This window comes from Allobranchiibius sp. GilTou38, assembly GCF_017565325.1.
GTDB lineage: Bacteria > Actinomycetota > Actinomycetes > Actinomycetales > Dermatophilaceae > Allobranchiibius > Allobranchiibius huperziae.
Map to the genome: position 1 here is coordinate 353,208 of NZ_JAGEKN010000006.1, position 19,222 is coordinate 372,429.

Consider the following 19,222-nt stretch of genomic DNA (forward strand, 5'->3'; position numbering starts at 1 on the left):
TACTCCGTGTCAGACCGGGTGGGTCAGACGTTGGTGCGCTGACGGCGACGCATCACCAGGACGCCCGCAGCACCGATCGCCACGGCAGCAGCGCCGCCCGCGATCGCGGTGCTGTTGTTGGAGTCCTTGGTCGAGGCGAAGCCGGTGTTCACGCCGCCACCGGGCATCATGCTCATCTGGCTGGCCTTGACGACGCCACAGTCGGCGGGGTCGGTGGCCTCTTCGGGCAGGCTCGGGTCGAGCTCGGACTTGGACGAGCCGCTGTACTTGCCGTCCTTGTTGTAGTCCACACCGTGCTGCACGATGACGGCCTTACCGTCCTTCAGAGCGGTCGCGGTGGCCGCGGGCACAGTGAAGGTGCGGTTGTAGGTGGCCGTCCCGACCGGGAAACGCGTCACCGCCAGACCACTGGCCGGCGAGGTGTCACCCGAGGTGGTCAGCGACTGCGCGATGGCACCGTAGCTGTCCAATGCGTTGGCGACGCGCAGGTGGCCGTCGACTCCGGTGCCCTTCTCGGTCGGCGACGGGCAGGAGTTCGTCCCGCCGATGTGGATGTGCTGGGCGTGCGGGGCGCCTGCGAGCAGACCGGAGTCCACGATCTTCAGGGACAACTGGTCGCCCTTGAGGGTGCCGGTCACGGTCGCGCTCGCGCCGCTCTCGTTGAGCGAGGTGAGGTGCGCAGACAGGTAGGTCGTGCCGCTCGAGGCAGCCATCGCGGACGAGGCGGTCGAGAGGGGAATCGCAACACAGGCTGCTCCGGCGGCAGCCAGAGCGAGGGACTTCTTGACAGTCGACATGCGTAAACCCTTCTGTGATGCTCGATCGAAGTCGGGATGACGTCGCCAGTTCGAGGCATTCACTGTTGAACCGTTCGGTCTATCTGAGAAGCGTCGAAATCTCGCGAGGAGCTTTCAACCACGGTGCGGCACGAGGACCGCTTGCTTCGATCCTCTTGGTCAGCCGCCATGGACGGTGGATGGCCATGAGGTCGAAATTCTGGAGGTCGGCCGCGCCCGATGGCGCAGTCCGACGATGGCGGCGACCACCACGACGGTCTCGGTGATCACCGAGACGACGCCGAGGGGTTCCAGCCAGTTGCCGACGTCGTCGGCAAGCATGGGGAACGCCGTCAGACGGGTGGCCGCATAGCCCACGACCGCGAGCCCACAGGTGAGTACGGCGAGCGCGTACACCGCAGAGCTGTCGCGGACCAGAGCTGCGCCGGCGATCGCCAGACACCCGACCGTCAACACGATGAACAGCCACCCCATGTACGGCGCCTCACGCAGGTGCTCACCGGTGACCGGAATGTGGGCCACGGCTGCGACAACCGCGAACAGGGCAACGACCCAGCGTGCCCGTGAGGCATGCGGTGTAGTGAGGAACTGCTCCATGATGCGTCCTTCCGGGTCGCTGTGTGGGGTATTCGGAGCCCCTCCCCGGATGGATGGGAAGCGAATCACATTCGCAGACTGACCAGGCTCTCGCCGTCCGCGCCGTACAGCGTGAGGACCGCCAGGTGCCGACGGGGAACGTCCGTGGAGGAGGTGTAGACGGCATGGCCGGAGTACCCGGAGGACCACCAGCCCGCCGAGTGGCGCGACCCGTCGTCCTTGGTGACCACGAGGTGGCACTGCACGTTCTGCGGTATGCCGTCGACACTGATGCGCAAGGTGGTGCCCGAGGCGACGCCGGTGGCTCTCACGTGCATCGTGACGGCACCGGAAGTGGCGACGGCGTTCACCGTGTCCGGCTGGTTCAGTCGCTGCGCCGTCAGCGCGGCTCCGCCCGCGACCAGGAGAGCCAGCACCGCGGCGACGGCGATGAGCCGACGTCTCCCGCCGCGCAGCGCGCGCTCCCGCCAGGTCGGACCCGACGCCGGCGGCTCCTGCGTCCCGTCCTGCTCGGTGGCGTCGACGGCCGCCGCGACACGATCGAAGAGCGCTGCGGGCGGCCGGGGCAGGGTCAGGTCACTGTCGGCGACGGCAGCCAGCCGAGGCACGATCGCCGAGAACTCGGCCAGCTCGGCGCGGCACTCCTCGCAGGTCGGCAGGTGGTCCCGCACCGCCATCTCGTCGGCCGGTTCCAGGGCGCCCAGCGCGTAGGCGGCCAGGTCGGCCCGCACCGGGTCGTAGGACCATCCGGTCATGGCGTCATCCCCCGCTCCATCAGAGCCAGTCGCAACGCCTTGAGGGCGTAGAACGCGCGGGACTTCACCGTGCCCACGGGGATCTGCAGGACGCGAGCCGCCTCCGCGACCGTATGGCCGGCGTAGTACGTCTGCATCAGCACCTCCCGGTGTTCGACCGACAGCGCCGCGAGCGCATCGAGGATCACGATCCGGTCGAGGCCGGCCTCCAGGTCGGTGTCGTCCGGCGTGCCCATCAGGACCCGGTCGGCCCCGGCACCCGACACCTCGGTCGGTCGGGCCTCGGCCCTGCGGTGCTGGTCGATCGCGATCCGGCGGGCGACGGTGAACAGCCACGGACGGATGTCCTGCCGTACGGCCAGTTGCCCGGGCAGGTGCTGCCATGCCCGGACGAGGGTCTCCTGCACGATGTCCTCGGCACGGCTGCGGTCACCGCCGCTGAGGTGCAGGGCGAAACCGAACAGCGCCGTCGCATGTCGGTCGTAGAGCGCACGCAGATCCGTGCGCTCCTTCGCCTGCACCTCAGGTCTTACCACCGTCGCGAGACCGTCCTCGCCCGCATCCGGGACACGCAGTATCCGACGAGCACCAGGAGCACCAGGGCCCCGATGCTCTCCACCCAGACCGACTCCCAGTAGTCGGGGGCCTTGGTCGACTCGGTGAAACCGAAGAGTCCGCGCTTCGTGGTGACGACGAGGGCCGCGATCGTGCCGACCTGCATCAGGAAGCCGGCCAGGGCACCCAGCGGCAGGATCCGACGGGGCGCCGCGAGGACGACGATGGCGAGGACGACGGCAGCGATGGCGTCGAGCAGGAAGAGCGGACCGATGGTCTTGATCGACCGGTAGCCCTGGTCCCACAGGTGATAGTGCACCCAGCCGTTGCCGAGCAGACCCGCCGCGCCGAGGACCCGCAGCACGACGACGGTCAGGAAGGAGCCGGACCTCTCGATCGTGTGGTCGCGCCCGGTCGTGTCACCGGCGCCTGCATGCAGACCCGGGGTGGCACCCATCTCAGGCGACCTTGATCTTGACGTCCATGCCGAGCATCTTGTGGTTGGCCACGGGACAGTTCACGTCGTACGTGCCGGCTTTGAGGGTCACCGTGAGCGTGGCGGATTTGCCGGCGGCGATGTCCGAGGTGCTCTTGTCGACGCCCGGTCCGACGATCTTCAGAGCATGGGTGGCCGAGCCGCCATTCTTCACGTCGAACGTGTAGGTGCCCGGTGTGAAGGTCATGGTGCTGAGGGTGATGTGGAACTCGACCTCGTTGGCGGTGACCGTCTTTGTCGGCCCCGCCGCGGCCGGGGCACTGGATGACGACGAACCGGACGACGAGGTGGCCGGCGAAGAGGAGCTGGACGACGAACTCGGCGCCGAACTCGACGACGAACTGGTCGAGGAAGCGCTGGCGGCAGAGCTGGACGAAGTGCCTGAGCTGCCGCCGCAGGCGGCGAGCGCGACGGCCAGGCCGACACCTGCGATCGCGACGGCGGGGAAACGGACGAGGGACTGGGACATGTGAACTCCTGCGATCGATGCGGTCGTGCCGGACATCGGGCGCATCGGTGCCCGCACCGCCAGGTGCCGCTGCATCGCACGTCCGGTTGGTAGTACGGAGCGGACGGCCAACCGGTTCACCTCACAGCCTCATTGTTTTCTGACAGACCTCTTCCGCGCGACCTGCACACACCCCGGCACGTCGTGCGCACTTGCGCCCGGCGACGTGGTCTCATCGAGGGGTGACAGTTCGCGGAGTATCCCGGAGGGGGCTGGTGGGGGGTGCTCTGGGAGCGCTCGGCGCCGCCACGGTGGCGGCGTGTGGAGCCCCGGCCGCGATCATCCCGGCCGCACGGACGAGCGGCCCTCCCCGGACGCCGATCAGCACGCCGACCAGCAGGCCGAGCACCGTTCCGGCTGCCGCCGAGCTGCCGGGAGGCGGCCGCACGATCTTCCCGTCGCGCTTCCTCTTCGGGTGGTGCGGCTCCCCCGGCGCGCCCGCCCTCGGCCAGCTCGGCGTCGGTGACCTGGACGTCGAACTAGACCGGATGATGCGGGCCGCGCCTGCGTGGTCCACCGGGCGGAGGATTCTGCCGGTCGTGGAGTTGATCGCGACCGTCGTCCAGGGCGCGCCCGGCGGCGACGGACTCTTCCGCGCGAGGGTGAGCGACGAGGTCATCTCGACCTGGCTGACCGCCGCACGGGCCCGCGGCGCCCTCCTGCTGCTGAACATTCAGCCCGGCCGCGCGAGTTTCCTGGACGAGGCCCGCGCGTACGAGCACTGGCTGACCGAGCCGGACGTCGGGCTGGCACTGGACCCGGAGTGGTCGATCCGGGCGGGCCAGCGACCCGGCGCGGTCTTCGGCTCGACGACCGGCGAGATCGTGAACGACGTCGCCGCCTACCTCTCGGGGTTGGTCAGCGCCCACAGGCTGCCGGAGAAGGCCCTGGTGGTGCACGTGCTGCGCCCCTCGATCCTGCGCGACCAGTCCGCGCTGCGGCCGCACACCGGCGTGGCGCTGGTGAAGTCCGTCGACGGGATCGGCGCCGCGCAGGACAAGACCGACACCTACCACCTGGTCATGAAGGACACCCCGGCGTTCGTCGCACCGGGCTTCAAGCTGTTCTTCCAGGAGGACGCGCAGGCCGGGCCGTTGATGACCCCCGCGCAGGTGCTGGCGCTGGTGCCGCGCCCTGACTACGTGCTCTACGAGTGAGACAGCGACGAGCGCGGGCCCCGAAGGACCCGCGCTCGTCATCTGCTCGTGTGGATCGGCTCAGACGTTGAAGCCGAGCGCCCGCAGCTGCTCGCGGCCGTCGTCGGTGATCTTGTCCGGGCCCCATGGCGGCATCCAGACCCAGTTGATCCGGAAGCTGTTGGTCAGTCCCTCCAGGGCGGCGCCGGTCTGATCCTCGATCACATCGGTGAGCGGGCAGGCGGCGCTGGTCAGCGTCATGTCGATGACCGCGTTGGCCTCGCCGTCGACGGTGATGCCGTAGACGAGACCGAGGTCGACGACGTTGATGCCGAGCTCGGGGTCGACCACGTCGCGCATGGCCTCCTCGAGGTCGGCGACGTTGGTGGGGCTGGTGGTCGCTGGCGTGGTGTCCGTCATGGGGTACCTCCGGAGGCGGGGACGGTCTGTGGGTCGATGGTGGTGCCGAGGACCTCGGCCTCGGTCAGGGCGGCGGTGTAGGCGCTCCACGGGAGCAGTGCGCACTTCACCCGGGCGGGGTACTTCGCGACCCCGGCCAGTGCCACGCCGTCGCCGATGACGTCCTCGTCGCCGACGTCGGTCCCCCGGCTGGTGAGCATGGCCTTCATGGCCTCGTAGGTGCGCAGCGACTCCGGGACGGTCTCGCCGGTCACCTCCTCGGCGAGGATCGAGGCGGCGGCGACCGAGATCGAGCAGCCGATCGCGTCATAGGACACGTCGGCGACCCGGCCGTCCTGCACGCTGACCCGCAGGGTGACCTCGTCGCCGCAGGTGGTGTTGACGTGGTGCACCTGCGCGTCGTACGGCTCGCGCAGGCCGGCGTTCACCGGTCGCTTGGAGTGCTCGAGGATCAGCTCCTGGTAGAGGTCCATCAGGCTGCTCCCGTCTCGAGACCGAAGATCTGCGGCACCCGGTCGAGTGCGGTCGCGAACGCGGCCACGTCCTCCAGCGTGGTGTAGACGGAGAAGCTGACCCGGGTGGACGCCGTGATCCGGTGAGCCCGGTGCAGCGGCCACGCGCAGTGATGGCCCGTGCGCACGGCGACGCCCGCGTCGTCCAGGATCTGGCCGACGTCGTGCGGGTGCACTTCGTCGACACTGAAAGCCACTGCGCCACAACGCTTCTGCGGATCCGTCGGACCCAGCACGGTGACCCAGGGTCGTTTCGCGAGCTCCTGCAGCACAGCGGCGGTGATGACCCGGTCGTGCGCGAGCACGTTGTCCATCCCGAGGGCGCTCAGGTAGTCGCACGCGGCACCCAGGCCGACGGCCTGGGCCGCGACGGGCACCCCGGCCTCGAAACGCTGCGGCGGCGCGGCGTAGGTCGAGCCCTCCATCGTCACCAGCTCGATCATCGATCCGCCGGTCAGGAAGGGCGGCATCGCCGCCAGGAGTTCGGAGCGGCCCCAGAGCACGCCGATGCCCAGCGGGCCCAGCATCTTGTGGCCGCTGAAGGCCAGGAAGTCGACACCGAGCGTCGCGACGTCGACGGGCAGGTGCGGTACCGACTGGCAGGCGTCCAGCACCACCAGCGCGCCGACCCGGTGGGCCACCGCGACGAGTGTCTCGACGGGGTTGATCACGCCGGTGACGTTGGAGACGTGCGCGAACGCGAGTACCTTCGTGCGCTCGGTCACGATCGATCCCAGGTCGCTCAGGTCGAGCTCGCCGGTGCCGGTGACGGGGATCCACCGCAGCGTGGCGCCGGTGCGGCGGCACAGCTCCTGCCACGGCACGAGGTTCGCGTGGTGCTCCATCTCGGTGACGACGATCTCGTCGCCCGGTCCGATCCGCAGCCGGCCCGCGACCTGCGGGTCCGCGCCGTCGAGGGCACCGGCCGCGCCGGCGTTGCTGAACGCGTACGCCACCAGATTGAGCGCCTCGGTGGCGTTCTTGGTGAAGACGACCTCGTCCGGCTGGGCGCCGATGAAGGACGCGATCGTGGCGCGGGCGCCTTCGTACGCGTCGGTGGCCTCCTCCGCGAGCTGGTGGGCTCCGCGGTGGACGGCGGCGTTGTGGTGCTCGTAGAAGTCCCGCTCGGCGTCGAGCACCGCCACGGGCTTTTGCGAGGTGGCACCGGAGTCGAGGTAGACCAGCGGCTTGCCGTCGCGCACCGTGCGGGACAGCAACGGGAAGTCCTCCCGCACCTCGGTCGCGTCGAACGGCATGTCGATCAGGCCTTCGCCGCCGCGACGTAGCGGTCGTAGCCCTCGTTCTCGAGGCGCTCGGCGAGCTCCGGGCCGCCCTCTTCGGCGACCCTGCCGTCGACGAAGACGTGCACGTGATCGGGCTTGATGTAGCGCAGGATCCGCGTGTAGTGGGTGATCAGCAGGACGCCGATGTCGGAGCCGGCCTTGGCACGGTTGACACCCTCGGAGACGATCCGCAGCGCGTCCACGTCGAGGCCGGAGTCGGTCTCGTCGAGGATCGCAATCTTCGGCTGGAGCAGCTCCATCTGCAGGATCTCGTGGCGCTTCTTCTCACCGCCGGAGAAGCCCTCGTTGACGTTGCGCTCGGCGAACGAGGAGTCCATCCGCAGGTTGTCCATCGCGCCCTTGACGTCCTTGACCCAGGTACGCAGCTTCGGCGCCTCACCGGACACCGCGGTCTTCGCCGTACGCAGGAAGTTCGACACGGTCACGCCGGGGACCTCGACGGGGTACTGCATCGCGAGGAACAGTCCGGCGCGGGCCCGCTCGTCGACGGTCATCGACAGCACGTCCTCGCCGTCCAGGGTCACGGTGCCCTGGGTGACGGTGTACTTCGGGTGACCGGCGATGCTGTAGGCCAGCGTGGACTTGCCGGAGCCGTTCGGGCCCATGATCGCGTGCGTCGCACCCGAACTGATCGACAGATCGACGCCCTTGAGGATCTCCTTGGCGCCCTGCTCGGTGTCGACCGTCACGTGCAGGTCGCGAATCTCAAGCGTTGACATATGTTTCGGTGTCCTTCGGTTGCTCAGCTGGTGGGGACGGCCACGAACACGTCGTCGCCGTCGATCTTCACGGGATAGGTGGCGATCGGTTCGATCGCCGGGAGGCTGTCGGGGTTTCCGGTGCGCAGGTCGAAGCGGGAGCCGTGCAGCCAGCACTCGATGGTGCAGCCCTCGACCTCGCCCTCCGACAGCGACACGTTGGCGTGCGAGCAGGTGTCGTCCACCGCGAAGACCTCACCGGTCTCGGTGCGCACCAACGCCACCTGGTAGCCGCCGATGTCGGCACGGGCAGGCTCGCCCTCGGTCAACTCCCCCAGGGAGCAGACCCGGACGAAGTCCGCGGTCACGGCGTCACCGGTCATTCGCCGGCCTGCCTCAGCTCGTCTTCGATCGCCGTCATCACGGTGTCGACGACCTCGGGCACGCCGATCTTGGCGACGACGTCGGCGAAGAAACCGCGGACGACCAGACGACGTGCCTGCTCCTCGGGGATGCCGCGGGCCTGCAGGTAGAACAGCTGCTCGTCGTCGAACCGGCCGGTCGAGGAGGCGTGACCCGCACCCTCGATGTCGCCGGTCTCGATCTCCAGGTTGGGCACCGAGTCGGCACGGGCGCCGTCGGTGAGCACCAGGTTGCGGTTCAGCTCGTACGTCTGGGTGCCCTGCGCCTCGGCGCGGATGAGCACATCGCCCACCCATACCGTGTGAGCCGAGTCGCCCTGCAGCGCACCCTTGTACGTCACCAGGGACGTGCACCGGGGAGCCGTGTGGTCGATGAAGGAGCGGTGCTCCAGGTGCTGGCCCTTGTCGGCGAAGTAGACGCCGAGCAGGGTCGCCTCGGCGCCCGGGCCGGCATAGCGGACACCGGCGTTCATCCGCACGATGTCACCGCCCAGGCTGACCGCGATGTGCCGGTACGACGCATCGCGTCCGACCAGTGCGTCGTGCTGCGACAGGTGGTTGGCGCCGTCGTCCCAGCGCTGCAGCGTCACCACGGTGAGGTTGGCGCCGTCACCGACGATCACCTCGACGTTGGCGTTGACGTCGGCGGCACCGGTGTGGTCGAGGATGACCATGCCCTTGCTCTGCGCGCCGGCCTCGATGACCACGTGACCGTTGGCGCGCGCGCCCGCGGCGGTGCCGTGGATCCCGAGCCGCAGCGGCTCGTCGTACTCCTGCTCGGCGGCCAGCTTCAGGTAGAGCGCCTTCGGGCTGTGCGCGTGCGCCACGACCGCGGAACGGTCGCCGGGCACGAGCGCGGTGCCGCGCGGTGCCTCACCCGGCGCCAGCGGCTCGGCGAGCACGGAGCGGACCCCGTCCAGGTCGAGCTGCAGGGCGCCGCGGTCACTGTCCTTGTCGGCGAACAGGGCAGAGAGGCGATCCACCGGGGTGAAACGCCACTCCTCCTCCCGGCCGTTGGGCACGGGGAAGTCCGCGACGTCGAAGGACGTCGTGCGCTCGGCGCGCGAGGTGTCCGGGATGACCGCACCACTCGCGACCGCTGCGGGGTCGGCGTGCGTCGTTGCGTCAGGTGTCAGCAGCGACATCAGCCGACTGCTCCTTCCATCTGGAGTTCGATGAGGCGGTTCAGTTCGAGCGCGTACTCCATGGGCAGTTCACGCGCGATCGGCTCGACGAAGCCGCGCACGATCATGGCCATGGCCTCCTGCTCGGTCATGCCGCGGGACTGCAGGTAGAAGAGCTGCTCCTCGCTGACCTTGGAGACGGTCGCCTCGTGGCCCATCTGCACGTCGTCCTCGCGGACGTCGACGTACGGGTAGGTGTCCGAGCGGCTGATCTGGTCGACCAGCAGCGCGTCGCAGACCACGTTGGACTTGGAGTGCTCGGCGCCCTCGAGGATCTGCACGAGACCGCGGTACGACGTGCGCCCGCCACCACGCGCGACCGACTTGCTGACGATCGAGCTGGAGGTGTGCGGTGCGGCGTGCACCATCTTGGAGCCGGCGTCCTGGTGCTGGCCCTCACCCGCGAACGCGATCGACAGCGTCTCGCCGCGGGCGTACTCCCCCATCAGGAAGACGGCCGGGTACTTCATGGTGACCTTCGAGCCGATGTTGCCGTCGATCCACTCCATCGTGGCGCCGGCCTCGCAGGTCGCGCGCTTGGTGACCAGGTTGTACACGTTGTTCGACCAGTTCTGGATGGTCGTGTAGCGCACCCGGGCGTTCTTCTTCACCACGATCTCGACCACGGCCGAGTGCAGCGAGTCCGACTTGTAGATCGGCGCGGTGCAGCCCTCGACGTAGTGCACGGAGGAACCCTCGTCGGCGATGATCAGCGTCCGCTCGAACTGGCCCATGTTCTCGGTGTTGATCCGGAAGTAGGCCTGCAGCGGGATGTCGACATGCACGCCCTTGGGGACGTAGATGAACGAGCCGCCCGACCACACAGCGGTGTTCAGCGAGGCGAACTTGTTGTCGCCGGCGGGGATCACGGTGGTGAAGTACTCCCGGAAGAGCTCCTCGTGCTCACGCAGTGCCGTGTCGGTGTCGACGAAGATGACGCCCTTCTCCTCCAGGTCCTCGCGGATCTGGTGGTAGACGACCTCCGACTCGTACTGCGCGGCGACGCCCGCGACCAGGCGCTGCTTCTCCGCCTCGGGGATGCCGAGCCGGTCGTAGGTGTTCTTGATGTCCTCGGGCAGGTCCTCCCAGCTGGTGGCCTGCTTCTCGGTGGACTTCACGAAGTACTTGATGTTCTGGAAGTCGATGCCGGTGAGGTCGCTACCCCAGGTCGGCATGGGCTTCTTGTCGAACAGCCGTAGCGACTTCAGCCGCAGTTTGAGCATCCACTCCGGCTCGGACTTGCGAGCGGAGATGTCGGCGACGACGTCGGTGGACAGTCCGCGTTTGGCGGTCGCCCCGGCGGTGTCGCTGTCGGACCAACCGAACTGGTAGCTCCCGATGTCCGCCAGACCCGGGTTCAGCTCCTCGATGGTGCTCATGATCGATTCCTCTCGCCGGTCGTGCGGGTGGTGGTGCCGTGTGTGTCGGTGGTGCCGCTCAGAGCGGGCGGCTGTGCGCTGGTCGTGCTGGTCGGTATGAAGGTGGTGCAGACGTGCTCGCCGTGCGCCAGGGACGCCAGCCGCTGCACGTGCACTCCGAGCAGGTCGGAGAACATCTGGGCCTCCGTCTCGCAGAACTGCGGGTACCGGGTGGCGACGTGCTGCACCGGGCAGTGCCCTTGGCACAACTGCATGCCGGCGCGCGATGTTCCATCGCCCACGGGCCGGGTGCTCGCGGCGTATCCCTGCGTGGTGAGCGCCGCGGCCAGCGCCTCGACCCGGGCATCCGGATCGGCGCCGGCGGCCTCGATCGCCGGACGGGCCACTGCGGCGAGCCGGTCGGCGCGTTCGGTAGCGAACATCCGGACCGCCTCCGGCCCCGCCGAGCGGGCGAGGAAGTCCAGCGCGGAGACGGCGAGCTCGTCGTACGCGCCGCGCAGGTGTGCGTGCCCGCCCTCGGACAGCACGTACGCGCGCGCCGGCCGTCCCCGACCGCGGGTGCCCCGCTGTGTCGTGACGGCCTCGTCGACCAGGCCCTGCTCGTCGAGCACGTCCAGGTGGCGGCGTACGGCGGCCGGTGTGAGCCCGAGGCGCGCACCGAGGTCGGCGGCGCTCAGCGGGCCGTGCTCGGAGATCTCCCCCAGCACCCGGTCACGGGTACGCGCGTGATCCTGCGGCGGTTCGGCGCAGTCCGTGGACCCGACAGCCGGGCCCACGGCATCGGCGCCGCCGGTTCCGCGCGCGTTGCCGAGCTCGGTGTCGAGCTCGCCGGAGATAATCACCACACAAGTGTGACCTAAATGCCCCCGCTCTTCCTAGCCAGGGGGACCTAACCGGCGTCAGGCGGAGCAGCTGTTGGTGAGCAGACCGCGCCGTTCCTTGCCGAGCAGCACCAGATAGGCCGCGTTGTTGACCCGCTGCAGCCAGTAGGACTGCGTCTGCGCGCGGCTCAGGACGGCGTCGTACATGGTGGGCAGCACCGAGGAGTTCACGGTGAGGATCATGTCGACGCCGGCGTAGAGCGAGTCCAGCGCTCGGTTGGCCGCCGGCCACCGACCGGGCTGCACCGCGTTGCCCAGGTCGTCGGTCATGATCGGCCCGGTGAAGCCGGCCGAGCGCACCAGCCCGACGACCTTGGGCGAGAACACGCCGAGGGTGCTCGGGTCGATCTTGTCGTAGATGGCCGAGGACATCATCACGGCTGTGGCGCCCTGCTGGATGTCGGCCTTGAACGGGTTGAGGTAGGCGCTGCTGGAGCTCGTCGAGCGGTCGTGCACGCCGTACGACGTGTCGGTGTTGGCGGTGACCACGCCAAGGCCCGGGAAGTGCTTCGTGGTCGAGCCCACACCCCCGGCCGTCATACCCCGCAGGAACGCCGTCGACCCGGCCGTCGTCGCGTACGACGTGTAGCCGTACTCGCGCTGGTAGACCCCGATCGGCGGGTTGTTGCGGGCCGCTGCGGCACTGGGCACGGTGTCGGCCACCGGGGCCAGGTTGAGGTTGACCCCGACACCGGCCAGCTGGCGCGCCCAGGTGGTCGCGGAACTCTGCAGCGTCGAGGACGCCCACGAGCCCTGCGTCAGCGCCGCCGGGATCGTGCTGAAACCGCTGCCCTGCAGCACCTGCACCGCACCGCCCTCCTGGTCCGTGGCGATGAAGAGCGGGACGTTGTCCGTGCTCGCCTTGCTGACCCGGGCGCGCAGCGCCGCCGTCGTGTGTGCGGGCGTCGCGGTGCCGGACGTGCTGCGACCGCTGAGGAAGGCATTGCCGACGTGGTAGCTGCTGATCTCGCTCAGCAGCTGGCTGCTCGCGCCAGTGGCCGGGGTGCCGACCATGAAGATTTGCCCGACGCGCTGCTCCAGCGTCTCGGTCCGCAGCACGGTGAGGGCCGTGCAGGCGGTGGCCGCAGGCGTCGCGGCGGGCCGCGCGGCCTGCGCTGCCGGGGCCACGAGGCCGCTCCCGGCGGCCAGCGAAGCCACCCCTGCCAGGATCATCGTGGTCGACCTACGCATCACTGCTCCTTCGTCACAGGAGACCCAGGTGCCCCCTCCGGCGGTCTACCACATGGCGCCGGGCGAAACCAGTGCGGACGACCCACCTAAACTCGTTTGCTGTGACCGTCGACGCCCCCGTGCAGATCAGGGACGTCTCGCACCGGTACGCCGGCCGAACGGCCCTGAACGCAATGACCTGGGACGCCGCGGCCGGGCAGGTCACCTGCGTCCTCGGTCCCAACGGCGCGGGCAAGACCACGGTGATCGAGATGGCCGAAGGACTGCGCCGCCCGCAGCAGGGTGCCATCACCGTCCTCGGCGTCGACCCCTGGCGAGCGCCCGCGGCACACCGTGCCCGCGTCGGCGTCATGCTCCAGGACGGCGGCCTGCCCGGAAGCGTGCGGCCGGTGCGGCTCCTCGCCCACCTCGCCTCCCTCTACTCCGAGGACGACCGCGCCGACCTGGTCGAGGCGCTCGGCATCGGCGAGTTCGCGCACATCGCCACCCGCCGGCTCTCCGGCGGACAGCGCCAACGGCTGGCGCTGGCCGCCGCACTGATCGGCCGCCCCGAGGTGGCGTTCCTCGACGAACCGAGCGCTGGACTGGACCCGCACAGTCGCCTCGACGTGTGGGACCTCATCCGCGCCGCGCGCGACCGGGGATGCGCCGTCGTCGTCACTACGCACTCCTTCGAGGAGGCCGAGCGGCTCGCCGACCGGGTCGTCGTCGTCGCCGCGGGCCGGGTCGTGGCCGACGGCACCGTCTCCGCGGTACGCGCCGGGAACAGCCCCGACGGCGACGGCACCCTCGAGTCGGCGTACTTCGCCCTCACCAGGACGGCGCGCACCGCATGACCGATGCCGCCGCCCCCGCCGCCCGGATCCGCGCACAGGCCAATTTCGAGAGTCGCACCCTGCTCACCAACGGCGAGCAGCTGCTCGTCTCCCTCGTCCTGCCGGCCCTGGCACTGATCGGCCTCGCCGTCTCCACCGCGCCGCACCTCGGGAGCGGCCGACGGATCGACCTGGCGGTGCCCGGAGTGCTCGCCCTGGCCGTGGTCTCGACGGCGTTCACCGGTCAGGCCATCGCCACCGGCTTCGACCGCAGGTACGGCGTGCTGCGCCTGCTCGGCACCACTCCCCTGGGCCGGGCCGGGCTGCTGTGGGCCAAGGCGATCGCGGTGCTCGGCATCGTCGCCGCGCAGACCGTCGTGCTCGCAGTCCTCGGCGCCTGCTTCGGATGGCACCCGCATGCGGGCGGTGTCGTGATCGGGATCGTGCTTCTCGTCGTCGGCAGCTGGGTATGGGTATCGCTCGCGCTCGCCCTGGCCGGGGTGCTGCGGGCGGAGGCGACCCTGGCGGTCGCCAACCTCATCTGGGTGCTGCTCGCCGCGTTCGGGGGACTGCTGGTGCCCACTGACCGGCTCCCGGGCGGCTTCGGTGACATCGCCCGGCTGCTGCCCTCCGGGGCGCTCGGCGACGGCATGCGGGCGGCACTCACCGGGCACGACACCCACGTGCTGATGCCGGTGCTCGTCCTGCTCGTCTGGGGTGCGATCGGCTCGGCGCTGGTCGCCCGATTCTTCCGCTGGAGCGACTGATGACCGCCACCGCACGCACGCACCACGCACGCACCGGGTGGGTGGCCCTCACCGATCGGCTGGCCCGGGTGCTGAAGCCGCTGGCCTGGATCAACCTCGCCGTCGAGATCCTGATCGTCGGCACCGGCGGACTGGTGCGCCTGTCGGGCAGCGGCCTCGGCTGTCCGCGATGGCCGGAGTGCGTCAGCGGCTCCATCACGCCGGTGAAGCACCAGGCGCAGGAGTGGCACAAGTACGTCGAGTTCGGCAACCGGATGCTCACCTCGCTGGTCAGCATCGTGGCGGTGCTGCTCATCCTGGCGATCATCGGGCACCGACGCTCCTCCGACCGGCGGGCCCTGCTACCACCGGCGCTCGGCGTGCTCGGCGGGATCGCGCTGCAGGCCGTCGTCGGCGGCATCTCGGTGCTCACCCACCTCAACCCGGCGATCGTGGCGCTGCACTTCCTGATCTCGATGGCGCTCGTCGCGACCTCCGCCTGGCTCGTGTGGCAGGTGCGCGAGCACCGGCTGGTGCCCGTCCGCCGTGAGGTGCGGCTGCTCGGTGCCGGCACGGCGTTCGTCGCAGGGCTCGTGCTGATGCTCGGCACCGCGGTGACCGGCGCCGGCCCGCACTCCGGCGACGCGACCCACCCGGCCCGGTTCGCGTTCAGCCCACGCTCGGCGGCCTGGCTGCACGCCGACATGGTAATGCTCTTCTGCGGGCTGGTCGTCGCGATGCTGGTGGCGACGGCGCTCGTGGAAGCCCGATCGGCGTTCCGCAGCTGGCGCCTGGTCGCCCTGGTGACGGTCCTGCAGGCGATCGTCGGCTACACCCAGTACTTCCTCGGCGTTCCCGGCGCGCTCGTCCTGGTGCACATGCTGATGGCCTGCCTGCTGGTCGTCGCCGTGACCTGGGGGGTGCTGGCCACGCGCGCGCCGGCCTCGACGGTGCGTCCGACCACCGCGCCTCGTACGACGCACGTGCCGACTCCGTAGCGCGCTCGGCACGGCGGCGCCTTTCCTACTTCCGCCGTACGCGCTCAAGTAGGGTGTCGGCACTGCGGTCACTTCCCCGCGCCCGCCGTCCACGCCCCGGTGGGAGATCGGCAGTGCGGTCACGTGCCGACGCGGAAGGTGGGTGGGAGCGGCGAGCGTACTGAGCGGGCCTCTTCCAGGCGCCCGGGAACAGGATCGACAGCGCAACCCCTCGGTGGGAGCAGCCGCCCGGGTGGGACCTCGGCGTAGCAGCCGCTCCCCCGCGTACGACGCACGTGCCGATTCCGTAGCGCGTCCGACCGGCCTCGCCCGACGAGGGGGAGCTACGGCGTGGTGACGACCGTGGTCACCAGGGCAGGTGCAGCAGGGGATCGATCGCGACCCCCAGGAAGACCAGCGTCAGGTAGCTGATCGAGTAGTGGAAGACCCGCATCGGGCGCAGCACGTCGTACGACGCCTCGGCGCGCGCGGCCCGGCGCAACCGGTGCGCCTCGAACAGGAAGAGCGCGCCGGATGCGGCTGCGACGAGCGTGTAGAGCACGCCCATCCCGGCGACCGGGACGAGCACCAGGGAGGTGACGACGGTCGCCCAGGCGTAGCGCACGACCTGCACGGCGACGGCGCTGTCGCGCGCGACCACAGGAAGCATGGGCACGCCGGCGCTGGCGTAGTCCTCCTTGTAGCGCATCGACAGCGGCCAGTAGTGCGGCGGCGTCCAGAAGAAGACGACGAGGAAGAGCACGAGCGCGGGCCAGGCCAGACCGTCGGTGACCGCGGACCACCCGATGAGCACCGGCATGCATCCGGCGACGCCGCCCCAGACGATGTTCTGGGAGGTGCGCCGCTTCAGGAGCAGTGTGTAGAAGCCCACGTAGAGCACGATCGCCCCGAGGGACAGGGCCGCGGACAGCCAGTTGACCAGCAGGCCGAGCCAGAGGACGGACGCGACCCCGAGCACGGAGGCGAAGAGGAAGCCCGCGCGCGGACTGATCGCTCCGGTGGCCATCGGGCGGCCTTCGGTGCGATGCATCAACCGGTCGATGTCGCGGTCGAGATAGCAGTTGTACGCGTTCGCGGAGCCGGCCGACAAGGTGCCACCGACCAGGGTGGAGAGGATCAGCCAGACGCCGGGCACTCCGCGATCGGCCAGGAACATCACCGGGAAGGTCGTCACCAGCAGCAGTTCGATGATCCGCGGCTTGGTGAGCGATACGTAGTCGGCGATCACCTTGCGCGTGGAGCGCTCTCCCCCGCCGACGGGCGGCGGTCCGGCCGGTGCGTCGGGTCCACCGGCGGGACGGGCGTCCCGTGTGCGCTGCGTCGCGGCGTGCGGCGAGGTGGCGGTCACGGTGTCCTTCACGAAGTGCGGTTGAGAGTCGGGTGGACAGCCCGCCGACTACCGAGATCGGCCGGTCAGGGCCTGTCGAAGATGGCGCGTGTGTCCGGTTCGATGGTAGACCCCGGCGCCGGACACTCGTCGGGCACCGTGACGCCGGAAGGGCAGACCGCGACGAGTTTGCACGATGTCGACATAAATCAACATGATTCATCGTTATCGCACACAACGGGACGGTTCGGCGAGGTGCGCAGGCAGCACCGCCCGGGTCTAGGCTCGCTGACAGGAACGCCTCCGCACCCGGGGTACGAACATCGAATCGAAGGAGCTGTTTTTTCGTGAGTCTGGACACCGACACCCGCCGCGACCCCAGCCTGCCCCTGCCGAAGGCGGACACCGCCGGCTGGAGCGACATCGACGTACGCGCGGTGGACACGGTCCGTGTCCTCGCGGCCGACGCCGTGCAGAAGACCGGCAACGGCCACCCCGGCACCGCCATGAGCCTCGCTCCCCTGGCCTACCTGCTCTACCAGCACGTGATGCGCGTGGACCCGAACGACCCGGAGTGGATCGGCCGCGACCGGTTCGTCCTCTCCTGCGGGCACTCCAGCCTGACCCAGTACATCCAGCTCTACTACTCCGGCTACGGCCTGGAGCTCGACGACCTGAAGAAGCTGCGCACCTGGGGATCGAAGGTGCCCGGTCACCCGGAGTACCACCACACGGACGGCGTCGACATCACCACCGGACCGTTGGGCTCGGGCATCGCCTCCGCCGTCGGCATGGCCATGGCGCAGCGCCGCCAGCGCGGCATGCTCGACCCGGACGCCGCCCCCGGCACCAGCCCGTTCGACCACCACATCTGGACCGTCGCTTCCGACGGCGACATGATGGAAGGCGTCTCCGGTGAGTCCGCGTCGCTCGCGGGCACCCAGGAGCTGGGCAACCTCATCGCCTTCTACGACCAGAACCAGATCTCCATCGAGGACGACACCGACGTGTCGTTCGCCGAGGACGTCGCCGCTCGCTACGAGGCGTACGGCTGGCACGTGCAGACCGTCGACTGGCGGCTCGGCGGATCCAGCAAGGGCGACGGCGACTACGTCGAGGACGTCGACGCGCTGCTCGCCGCGATCGAGGCGGCGAAGGCCGTCACCGACCGACCCTCGTTCATCGCACTCAAGACGATCCTGGCCTGGCCCGCCCCGAACAAGATGGGCACCGGCAAGGCCCACGGGTCCGCGCTCGGCGACGAAGAAGTCGCGGCGACCAAGAAGCTGCTCGGCTTCGACCCCGAGCAGACCTTCGAGGTCTCCGACGAGGTCATCTCCCACGTCCGCAAGGCCAAGGAGCGCGGCGCCCAGGCACACGCGGAGTGGCAGAAAGGCTTCGACTCCTGGCGCTCCGCCAACCCCGACGGCGCGAAGCTGCTCGACCGCCTGGTGGCGCACGAACTCCCCGCGGGCTTCGACGCGGCGTTCCCCACGTTCGACACGGACGCGAAGGGCATCGCCAGCCGCGCGGCCTCCGGCAAGGTGCTCACCGCCCTCGCCGACGTGATGCCGGAGCTGTGGGGCGGCTCCGCCGACCTCGCCGAGTCCAACAACACCACGATGGACGGCCAGCCCAGCTTCATCCCGGCGAATCGGCAGACCGAGGCGTGGAAGGGCAACCCCTACGGGCGCACCCTGCACTTCGGCATCCGCGAGAACGCGATGGGCATGGCGCTCAACGGCATCGCGCTGGAGGGACTGACCCGCCCGTACGGCGGCACCTTCCTCACCTTCTCCGACTACATGCGCCCGGCCGTCCGGTTGGCCGCGCTGCAGCGGATCCCGGTCACCTTCGTGTGGACGCACGACTCCATCGGCCTCGGCGAGGACGGACCCACCCACCAGCCGATCGAGCACCTGGCCGCGCTGCGCGCGATCCCCGACCTGGCCGTCGTACGCCCCGGGGACGCCAACGAGACCGCAGCCGCGTGGAAGGCGATCCTGACCCGGCGCGGCCCCGCAGCACTGGCGCTCTCCCGCCAGGCGCTGCCGACGCTCGACCGGTCCGAGTACGCCTCGGCCGATGGCGTCGACCGCGGCGGTTACACCCTCGCCGACTCCGAGAAGGACACGCCCGACGTCATCCTCATCGCCACGGGCTCCGAGGTGAGCGTCGCGGTCGCGGCACGGAAGACGCTGAAGGAGAAGGGCGTCGACGCCCGCGTCGTGTCCCTGCCCTGCCGCGAGTGGTTCTTCGACCAGGACCGGTCCTACCGCGACCAGGTGCTGCCGCCGAACGTCAAGGCCCGGGTGTCGATCGAGGCCGCGACCACCTTCGGGTGGCACGACATCGTCGGCGACAACGGCGTCGCGATCGGCATCGACCACTACGGCGAGAGCGCCGACGGCGCGCTGCTCATGGAGAAGTTCGGCTTCACCAGCGAGCACGTGGTCCAGGCTGCGCAGGACGTTCTCAACTCACTCTGATCCGATTTCCAG

At 69.8% G+C, this 19,222-nt stretch carries 22 protein-coding genes; 6 read left to right on the top strand and 16 right to left on the bottom strand.

Translation table 11 applies throughout. The annotated features are described in order from the left end of the window. Positions 1 to 23 precede the first annotated feature (23 nt). The 6 genes from JOB34_RS06790 to JOB34_RS06815 all read right to left on the bottom strand — a co-directional run bounded on the left by JOB34_RS06790 (position 24) and on the right by JOB34_RS06815 (position 3,387). On the bottom strand, positions 24 to 797 hold the full coding sequence (locus JOB34_RS06790) for a hypothetical protein (protein ID WP_208051979.1): 774 nt from the start codon (positions 795 to 797) through the stop codon (positions 24 to 26). Between the two features lie 159 nt (positions 798 to 956). Next, a complete protein-coding gene (locus tag JOB34_RS06795; RefSeq protein WP_208051980.1) occupies positions 957 to 1,394 on the bottom strand; it encodes a hypothetical protein in 438 nt (145 codons plus the stop codon). Positions 1,395 to 1,459: 65 nt separating this feature from the next. Continuing rightward, a complete protein-coding gene (locus tag JOB34_RS06800; protein WP_208052399.1) occupies positions 1,460 to 2,149 on the bottom strand; it encodes an anti-sigma factor in 690 nt (229 codons plus the stop codon). Then, positions 2,146 to 2,685 carry a sigma-70 family RNA polymerase sigma factor gene (locus tag JOB34_RS06805; RefSeq protein WP_347813759.1) on the bottom strand — a complete coding sequence of 180 codons (540 nt, stop codon included), beginning with the start codon at positions 2,683 to 2,685 and terminating at the stop codon, positions 2,146 to 2,148. The genes JOB34_RS06800 and JOB34_RS06805 overlap by 4 nt, the downstream gene beginning before the upstream one ends. Beyond that, positions 2,679 to 3,161, bottom strand: coding sequence for a hypothetical protein (locus JOB34_RS06810; RefSeq protein ID WP_208051981.1), 483 nt, complete (start codon positions 3,159 to 3,161; stop codon positions 2,679 to 2,681). The genes JOB34_RS06805 and JOB34_RS06810 overlap by 7 nt, the downstream gene beginning before the upstream one ends. A gap of 1 nt (position 3,162) precedes the next feature. Continuing rightward, on the bottom strand, positions 3,163 to 3,387 hold the full coding sequence (locus JOB34_RS06815) for a plastocyanin/azurin family copper-binding protein (RefSeq protein ID WP_208051982.1): 225 nt from the start codon (positions 3,385 to 3,387) through the stop codon (positions 3,163 to 3,165). Here JOB34_RS06815 and JOB34_RS06820 point away from each other — a divergent pair. Further along, positions 3,377 to 3,673, top strand: a complete 297-nt coding sequence (locus tag JOB34_RS06820; protein WP_208051983.1) for a hypothetical protein — start codon at positions 3,377 to 3,379, stop codon at positions 3,671 to 3,673. The genes JOB34_RS06815 and JOB34_RS06820 overlap by 11 nt on opposite strands. Positions 3,674 to 3,923: 250 nt before the next feature. Next, complete coding sequence (locus JOB34_RS06825) at positions 3,924 to 4,865, top strand: hypothetical protein (protein WP_208051984.1); 942 nt, start codon at positions 3,924 to 3,926, stop codon at positions 4,863 to 4,865. A 60-nt stretch (positions 4,866 to 4,925) separates the two neighbouring features. Here JOB34_RS06825 and JOB34_RS06830 read toward each other — a convergent pair whose 3' ends face one another. From JOB34_RS06830 to JOB34_RS06870, 9 genes are read right to left on the bottom strand one after another with little or no spacing between them, the layout of a single operon-like run. Further along, positions 4,926 to 5,264, bottom strand: a complete 339-nt coding sequence (locus JOB34_RS06830; RefSeq protein WP_179480865.1) for a metal-sulfur cluster assembly factor — start codon at positions 5,262 to 5,264, stop codon at positions 4,926 to 4,928. Then, entirely contained in the window at positions 5,261 to 5,737 is a 477-nt protein-coding gene (sufU, locus tag JOB34_RS06835) for a Fe-S cluster assembly sulfur transfer protein SufU (RefSeq protein WP_208051985.1), read from the bottom strand. Before sufU ends, JOB34_RS06830 begins: the two co-directional genes overlap by 4 nt. Next, a complete protein-coding gene (locus JOB34_RS06840; protein WP_208051986.1) occupies positions 5,737 to 7,032 on the bottom strand; it encodes a cysteine desulfurase in 1,296 nt (431 codons plus the stop codon). The genes sufU and JOB34_RS06840 overlap by 1 nt, the downstream gene beginning before the upstream one ends. Positions 7,033 to 7,037: 5 nt before the next feature. Next, on the bottom strand, positions 7,038 to 7,799 hold the full coding sequence (gene sufC / locus JOB34_RS06845; RefSeq protein WP_179480871.1) for a Fe-S cluster assembly ATPase SufC: 762 nt from the start codon (positions 7,797 to 7,799) through the stop codon (positions 7,038 to 7,040). A 23-nt stretch (positions 7,800 to 7,822) separates the two neighbouring features. Continuing rightward, positions 7,823 to 8,161: a non-heme iron oxygenase ferredoxin subunit gene (locus tag JOB34_RS06850; RefSeq protein WP_208051987.1), complete on the bottom strand. Its 339-nt coding sequence runs from the start codon at positions 8,159 to 8,161 to the stop codon at positions 7,823 to 7,825. After that, positions 8,158 to 9,345, bottom strand: a complete 1,188-nt coding sequence (sufD, locus tag JOB34_RS06855; RefSeq protein ID WP_208051988.1) for a Fe-S cluster assembly protein SufD — start codon at positions 9,343 to 9,345, stop codon at positions 8,158 to 8,160. Before sufD ends, JOB34_RS06850 begins: the two co-directional genes overlap by 4 nt. Next, positions 9,345 to 10,763 (bottom strand): Fe-S cluster assembly protein SufB, encoded by a 1,419-nt coding sequence (gene sufB / locus JOB34_RS06860; RefSeq protein WP_208051989.1) that lies wholly within the window; start codon positions 10,761 to 10,763, stop codon positions 9,345 to 9,347. The genes sufD and sufB overlap by 1 nt, the downstream gene beginning before the upstream one ends. Further along, entirely contained in the window at positions 10,760 to 11,605 is an 846-nt protein-coding gene (locus JOB34_RS06865; RefSeq protein WP_347813760.1) for a metalloregulator ArsR/SmtB family transcription factor, read from the bottom strand. Before JOB34_RS06865 ends, sufB begins: the two co-directional genes overlap by 4 nt. Before the next feature lie 57 nt (positions 11,606 to 11,662). Further along, complete coding sequence (locus JOB34_RS06870; protein ID WP_208051990.1) at positions 11,663 to 12,835, bottom strand: glycoside hydrolase family 3 protein; 1,173 nt, start codon at positions 12,833 to 12,835, stop codon at positions 11,663 to 11,665. A 173-nt stretch (positions 12,836 to 13,008) separates the two neighbouring features. On the opposite strand from JOB34_RS06870, the gene JOB34_RS06875 reads away from it, so the two are divergent. Genes JOB34_RS06875 through JOB34_RS06885 form a run of 3 tightly spaced genes read left to right on the top strand, consistent with a single transcriptional unit; the run spans position 13,009 to position 15,394 of the window. Further along, positions 13,009 to 13,671, top strand: a complete 663-nt coding sequence (locus JOB34_RS06875; RefSeq protein WP_208052402.1) for an ABC transporter ATP-binding protein — start codon at positions 13,009 to 13,011, stop codon at positions 13,669 to 13,671. After that, positions 13,668 to 14,417 carry an ABC transporter permease gene (locus JOB34_RS06880; protein WP_208051991.1) on the top strand — a complete coding sequence of 250 codons (750 nt, stop codon included), beginning with the start codon at positions 13,668 to 13,670 and terminating at the stop codon, positions 14,415 to 14,417. The genes JOB34_RS06875 and JOB34_RS06880 overlap by 4 nt, the downstream gene beginning before the upstream one ends. Then, a complete protein-coding gene (locus tag JOB34_RS06885; RefSeq protein ID WP_208051992.1) occupies positions 14,417 to 15,394 on the top strand; it encodes a COX15/CtaA family protein in 978 nt (325 codons plus the stop codon). Before JOB34_RS06880 ends, JOB34_RS06885 begins: the two co-directional genes overlap by 1 nt. 346 nt (positions 15,395 to 15,740) lie before the next feature. Here JOB34_RS06885 and JOB34_RS06890 read toward each other — a convergent pair whose 3' ends face one another. Then, the gene (locus JOB34_RS06890; RefSeq protein WP_347813761.1) at positions 15,741 to 16,754 is read right to left on the bottom strand and encodes a heme o synthase; all 1,014 of its coding nucleotides are present in this window, start codon (positions 16,752 to 16,754) and stop codon (positions 15,741 to 15,743) included. A gap of 320 nt (positions 16,755 to 17,074) precedes the next feature. On the opposite strand from JOB34_RS06890, the gene tkt reads away from it, so the two are divergent. Continuing rightward, a complete protein-coding gene (gene tkt / locus JOB34_RS06895) occupies positions 17,075 to 19,210 on the top strand; it encodes a transketolase (RefSeq protein ID WP_233767797.1) in 2,136 nt (711 codons plus the stop codon). Positions 19,211 to 19,222: the final 12 nt, after the last annotated feature.

What these genes read in the sequence shown, in the direction of transcription:
- sufB (WP_208051989.1), bottom strand. Translation starts at nt 10,763, where the DNA reads ATGAGCACCATCGAGGAGCTGAACCCGGGTCTGGCGGACATCGGGAGC.
- JOB34_RS06815 (WP_208051982.1), bottom strand. Translation starts at nt 3,387, where the DNA reads ATGACCTTCACACCGGGCACCTACACGTTCGACGTGAAGAATGGCGGC.
- JOB34_RS06885 (WP_208051992.1), top strand. Translation starts at nt 14,417, where the DNA reads ATGACCGCCACCGCACGCACGCACCACGCACGCACCGGGTGGGTGGCC.
- JOB34_RS06880 (WP_208051991.1), top strand. Translation starts at nt 13,668, where the DNA reads ATGACCGATGCCGCCGCCCCCGCCGCCCGGATCCGCGCACAGGCCAAT.
- JOB34_RS06795 (WP_208051980.1), bottom strand. Translation starts at nt 1,394, where the DNA reads ATGGAGCAGTTCCTCACTACACCGCATGCCTCACGGGCACGCTGGGTC.
- JOB34_RS06800 (WP_208052399.1), bottom strand. Translation starts at nt 2,149, where the DNA reads ATGACCGGATGGTCCTACGACCCGGTGCGGGCCGACCTGGCCGCCTAC.
- JOB34_RS06840 (WP_208051986.1), bottom strand. Translation starts at nt 7,032, where the DNA reads ATGCCGTTCGACGCGACCGAGGTGCGGGAGGACTTCCCGTTGCTGTCC.
- JOB34_RS06875 (WP_208052402.1), top strand. Translation starts at nt 13,009, where the DNA reads ATGACCTGGGACGCCGCGGCCGGGCAGGTCACCTGCGTCCTCGGTCCC.
- JOB34_RS06810 (WP_208051981.1), bottom strand. Translation starts at nt 3,161, where the DNA reads ATGGGTGCCACCCCGGGTCTGCATGCAGGCGCCGGTGACACGACCGGG.
- sufC (WP_179480871.1), bottom strand. Translation starts at nt 7,799, where the DNA reads ATGTCAACGCTTGAGATTCGCGACCTGCACGTGACGGTCGACACCGAG.
- JOB34_RS06830 (WP_179480865.1), bottom strand. Translation starts at nt 5,264, where the DNA reads ATGACGGACACCACGCCAGCGACCACCAGCCCCACCAACGTCGCCGAC.
- sufU (WP_208051985.1), bottom strand. Translation starts at nt 5,737, where the DNA reads ATGGACCTCTACCAGGAGCTGATCCTCGAGCACTCCAAGCGACCGGTG.
- JOB34_RS06870 (WP_208051990.1), bottom strand. Translation starts at nt 12,835, where the DNA reads ATGCGTAGGTCGACCACGATGATCCTGGCAGGGGTGGCTTCGCTGGCC.
- JOB34_RS06790 (WP_208051979.1), bottom strand. Translation starts at nt 797, where the DNA reads ATGTCGACTGTCAAGAAGTCCCTCGCTCTGGCTGCCGCCGGAGCAGCC.
- JOB34_RS06850 (WP_208051987.1), bottom strand. Translation starts at nt 8,161, where the DNA reads ATGACCGGTGACGCCGTGACCGCGGACTTCGTCCGGGTCTGCTCCCTG.
- sufD (WP_208051988.1), bottom strand. Translation starts at nt 9,345, where the DNA reads ATGTCGCTGCTGACACCTGACGCAACGACGCACGCCGACCCCGCAGCG.